Annotated in this window: 6 protein-coding genes; 3 read left to right on the forward strand and 3 right to left on the reverse strand. The window is 56.8% G+C overall.

Annotation, left to right across the window (positions count from 1 at the left end; genetic code table 11):
• The 3 genes from APH42_RS28485 to APH42_RS28495 all read left to right on the forward strand — a co-directional run.
• The coding region (locus tag APH42_RS28485) for a SulP family inorganic anion transporter (RefSeq protein ID WP_156352970.1) at window positions 1-903 on the forward strand (903 nt) is incomplete at its 5' end.
• An 11-nt stretch (window positions 904-914) separates the two neighbouring features.
• A complete protein-coding gene (locus tag APH42_RS28490) occupies window positions 915-1,766 on the forward strand; it encodes a universal stress protein (RefSeq protein ID WP_012316922.1) in 852 nt (283 codons plus the stop codon).
• A 92-nt stretch (window positions 1,767-1,858) separates the two neighbouring features.
• Complete coding sequence (locus tag APH42_RS28495; RefSeq protein WP_009684099.1) at window positions 1,859-2,392, forward strand: NUDIX hydrolase; 534 nt, start codon at window positions 1,859-1,861, stop codon at window positions 2,390-2,392.
• 33 nt (window positions 2,393-2,425) lie between these two features.
• Here APH42_RS28495 and APH42_RS28500 read toward each other — a convergent pair whose 3' ends face one another.
• The 3 genes from APH42_RS28500 to APH42_RS29720 all read right to left on the reverse strand — a co-directional run bounded on the left by APH42_RS28500 (window position 2,426) and on the right by APH42_RS29720 (window position 4,687).
• Entirely contained in the window at window positions 2,426-3,961 is a 1,536-nt protein-coding gene (locus APH42_RS28500) for an IS66 family transposase (protein WP_009684098.1), read from the reverse strand.
• 61 nt (window positions 3,962-4,022) lie between these two features.
• A complete protein-coding gene (gene tnpB, locus APH42_RS30645) occupies window positions 4,023-4,358 on the reverse strand; it encodes an IS66 family insertion sequence element accessory protein TnpB (RefSeq protein ID WP_009684097.1) in 336 nt (111 codons plus the stop codon).
• Window positions 4,355-4,687 (reverse strand): transposase, encoded by a 333-nt coding sequence (locus APH42_RS29720; RefSeq protein ID WP_009684096.1) that lies wholly within the window; start codon window positions 4,685-4,687, stop codon window positions 4,355-4,357. The genes tnpB and APH42_RS29720 overlap by 4 nt, the downstream gene beginning before the upstream one ends.
• Between the last annotated feature and the right edge of the window lie 103 nt (window positions 4,688-4,790).

The raw sequence follows: 4,790 nt of genomic DNA on the forward strand, positions 1-4,790 counted from the left end.
GACATGGGCCAACTGCCTGATACGCTCCCGATCTTCCTCTGGCCTGAAGTTCCGCTGAATTTTGAAACCCTGCGCATCATTTTCCCGTACTCGGCTGCGTTGGCAGTAGTGGGTCTACTCGAATCAATGATGACCGCGACCATCGTCGACGACCTTACCGACACCACCAGCAACAAAAACCGCGAGTGCAAAGGCCAGGGTGTGGCCAACATCGCTGCCGGCATGCTTGGCGGCATGGCAGGTTGCGCCATGATCGGCCAGTCGATCATCAACGTGAAATCTGGTGGCCGCACCCGTCTCTCGACATTGTGTGCCGGCGTTTTCCTGCTGCTGATGGTGGTATTTCTTGGCGAGTGGCTCTCCAAAATCCCTATGGCGGCACTCGTGGCTGTGATGATCATGGTGTCCATCGGCACCTTTAGCTGGGATTCCTTGCGTAATCTGAAAGAGCATCCGCTGTCGACCAACCTCGTCATGGTGGCGACCGTCGTGGTCGTCGTGGCCACTCACAATCTGGCTTACGGCGTACTGGTAGGTGTGCTGCTGGCCTCCCTGTTCTTCGCAAACAAGGTCGGGCACTACCTGGATATCAAGAGCACTCTTGAAGAGACGAAATCGCATCGGACTTACCGCGTCGTGGGCCAGGTGTTCTTTAGCTCTGCGGACAAGTTCACTGAGGTTTTTGACTTCAAGGAGGCGCTCAACAAGGTCACCATCGATCTCACACAGGCGCATTTCTGGGATATCACCGCCGTCGCAGCGCTGGATAAGGTCGTGATCAAGTTCCGACGCGAAGGCGCTGAGGTTGAAGTGCTCGGTCTCAATGAAGCCAGCGCGACAATCGTTGACCGCTTCGGCGTGCATGACAAACCCGGTGCCATCGACAAGCTCATGAGCCACTAAGGAGAACGACAATGACCCGCGTAATGGCATGCATTGATAACTCACAATCCTCATTGGCGGTCTGCGATTACGCAGCATGGGCCTCGCAACGACTCAGCGCTCCCCTGACCTTGCTTCATGTGCTGGATAAGGAGAAATATCCTGCATCCGCTGACCTCAGCGGCAATATCGGTCTCGGTAGCAGAGAACATCTGCTGGAAGAGTTGGCCATGCTGGATGCGCAGCGGGCAAAACTGGCGTTGGAGCATGGGCAGCACATGCTTGAAAAAGCTCGCGAGCGAACAGTTCACTCTGGCGCCATGTCACCTGATATGAAGCAGCGCCATGGCCATCTCGTCGAGAGCCTGAGCGATCTCCAAGACGATATTCGGTTACTGGTGATTGGAAGAGTCGGTGAGGACAGCACGCGCAGTGCCCAAAGTCTTGGCAGCCAGATTGAAGCGATAGTCCGAACTATCCACCGCCCCACCCTGATTACAACCAGCCATTTCAGGAAACCTGAAACGGTCATGGTGGCATTTGACGGCAGCGCAACAGGCCACAAGACCTTACAGATGCTTGCTTCAAGCCCGCTGTGCGAAGGCCTGCCAATTCATATCGTCATGGTTGGAACGGATTCTGAAGACAACCAGAACGCGCTGGAGAAGGCACGAACCACGCTTGCGTCTTCCGGCTCGCTGGTGCATTCCGAGATCCGCCCAGGCGAAGTAGAGTCCACACTGCATGCGTATCAGGCAGAGCACGGCATTGACCTCTTGGTCATGGGGGCGTACGGGCACTCACGCATCAGGCAGTTTCTGATAGGCAGCACGACCACGACGATGCTGCGTACATCCACTGTACCCTTATTGCTGCTTCGCTGAGCCAGTTCCACTGGCCACAGTATTTCCAGAACTGAGGAAATACCGTGGCCACCCTGGACGATGACTAACTGATCTTGCCGCTACGAGACCACATGCAACTCATAACTGAAATTGTTCACCCCGAGCTGAAATCCAAGCAGGGCAGAGTATTCCGTCGACATGCAGCTCGCGGCATCGTGATGCGGGGTGAACAGATCCTGTTGCTGTTCACCGAGCGCTATAACGATTTCAGCTTTCCTGGAGGCGGCCTTGATGGTGACGAGGACATTGTCGCAGGCCTGAAGCGTGAGCTTGAGGAAGAGACTGGTGCTCGTGAAATACAGGTGCTCCAGCACTACGGTTACATCGAGGAGTACCGGCCCTACCAAAAGCCACAGTACGATCTGATGCACATGACCTCGCATTTTTATCAATGCGAAGTAGCGCCCCAGCTAGAGCCGGTGAGAATGGAAAGCCACGAAATCGCTAATGGTATGCGGCCTGTCTGGATCAACCTGCATGAAGCCATCGCACACAATGAAGCCGTCATGCAGCGTCACGAGTCTTCGATGGGGCAGTCAATTCTGCGCGAAACCTACATGCTGAGAAAAGTCGCTTCCGAATTGTTGATGCCAATCAGCCTTTGAGCTGACTATTTGGCGAAGTCCACTTAGCCTGCCTCAGGCAAGCATCCAATGCTGCGGGAGTAATTGCGTGATTTCGCTCGCCCGCTGTGTCGGAAGCCGCATCAGTACATCCTTGAGATAGGCATACGGATCGTGCCCATTCATACGCGCCGACTGGATCAGGCTCATGATTGCCGCCGCCCTTTTTCCACTGCGCAGCGACCCGGCAAATAACCAGTTCGAGCGCCCAAGCGCCCACGGCCGGATCAAATTCTCGATCTGGTTATTGTCGATGGGCACAGCACCATCTTCCAGGTAGCGCGTCAGCGCTACCCAGCGTTTAAGGCTGTAATCCAGGGCCTTGGCCGTGGCCGAACCCTCGGGCACAAGTTCGCGTTGGGCCAACATCCACTCATGCAGTTTTTCAGCGATGGGCACCGCTGTTTCCTGACGTAATCGCCAGCGGGCTTCGTCGCTCATTTCCTTGGCGTGTCGCTCGACTTCATACAACCCGCCAATCGAGTGAAGCGCCTGCTCCGCCAACTGGCTTTTATTGGCTGCATGCAGGTCGAAGAATTTGCGGCGTGCATGGGCCATGCAGCCGATTTCGGTGATGCCCAGCTCGAAGCTGGCCTTGTAGCCGGCGAAGTCATCGCAGACCAGCTTACCGTTCCACGTGCCCAGGAAGTTACGCGCATGTTCGCCGGCACGGCTGGGGCTGAAGTCGTAGACCACGGCCTTTAGGGCCGAGAAAGGCGTGGTGCTATAGGCCCACACGTAAGCGCGGTGGGTTTTCTTTTCGCCTGGTGCGAGCATCTGAACCGGGGTCTCATCGGCGTGGATCACGCCCTGGGCCAACACATGCTCACGCAGCGCATCGACCAGAGGCTGGAGCTGCACACCGGTCTGTCCGATCCATTGCGCCAGTGTCGAACGGGCGATGGGCAGTCCGGCCCGACCAAAAATCTTCTCCTGCCGGTACAGCGGTAAATGGTCGGCGAACTTCGCCACCATCACGTGGGCCAAAAGGCCTGCGGTCGGGATGCCCTTGTCGATCACTTGGGCCGGTACAGGCGCCTGGATCAGTGTTTCACACTGACGGCACGTCCATTTTCCACGCACATGCCGCTCAACTGTGAACACGCCCGGAGTGTAATCGAGCTTCTCGCTGACGTCTTCGCCGATTCGCTGAAGCTGGCAGCCGCACACGCACTGAGTATTCTCTGGTTCGTGACGGATCACGGTTCGCGGAAACTGCGGCGGCAGTGGTGCACGCTTGGGCTTATGACGTGGCTCGGCCGGTGCGGCCGGCGGATTGGCTGCCTTCAGCTCGGCTTCGATAGCTGCGATATCGGTATCGAGCAGATCATCAAGCAGACTGCCTTGGTCGGGGCTCAGTTGCTCGCTGCGCTTGGCGAACTTGTGTCGCTTGAGGATGGCGATTTCATGAGCCAGTTGCTCGTTGACCGTTTCGAGGCGTTGGATTTTCTGGCTCATGGAGTCGACCTGGGACAGCAACTGCATAGCCTGTTCGGCCAAGCCGCGCAGCTGTTCCGGTGTCATCTGGTCGAGATTGGGCGAGGAAGTCATGCCGCTGATTGTGTCAGAGCAGGTCGTCAACAGCGATAAACCGATGGGCTAATGGCAGGGGCTAAAGCACTGTGATCGCGCTGCCTGCGCCGACCCGCTGCCACGGCAAACCCAGTACCAAGGCTTGAAGTTGCTCGTTATCGAGTTCGACTTCCGATCCGTGACGGATGCCGGGCCAATGAAACTTGCCTTGGTTCAATCGTCGCGCTGCCAGCCAAATGCCCACACCGTCATGCACCAAGACTTTCATTCGGTTGGCACGGCGATTAGCGAAGAGGTATGCGCAGTGCGGCTTCGCCACACCGAACACCGCGATCACCCTGGCCAGCGCGGTCTCGGTACCGGCGCGCATGTCCATAGGCTCGGTGGCAAGCCAGATGGCATCGATCCGAATCATTCCAACAGGTCTCGCAGAAAGGTGGCACAGGCGACAGCGCTTTCGGTCGGCCAGTTCACTTTGACGGTGCCACGCGGGTGCTGGATTTCAATGCAGATACTTGATGAAGCTGCCTGCGAATGTCCTCCGGCTAGCGGCAAGGGCACTGGAATGAAAGCAGGTTGCAGCGCCATAGTTTTGTTCGTGAGTACCCTAATCCATTTATGTACGAGGTTCGCGTTAAGGCTGTGCTTCTGCGCGACGCTGGCAATCGATGCGCCGGGCTGGGCGCACTCTTGGACAACTTGGGCCTTGAAGGATTTTGAATAGGAACGGCGTTGTGACTGCATGGAAAGACCCGCTTAAAAGGCTAGAAATGGTGTCCACTTAAATTAGGTGGACACCATCGCCTTTGGCGTCGGGGTCAGGAAGGTGAGTTGGCCGGACGGTTAC

It is taken from the genome of Pseudomonas sp. NBRC 111140 (assembly GCF_001320885.1).
GTDB classification, from domain to species: domain Bacteria; phylum Pseudomonadota; class Gammaproteobacteria; order Pseudomonadales; family Pseudomonadaceae; genus Aquipseudomonas; species Aquipseudomonas putida_P.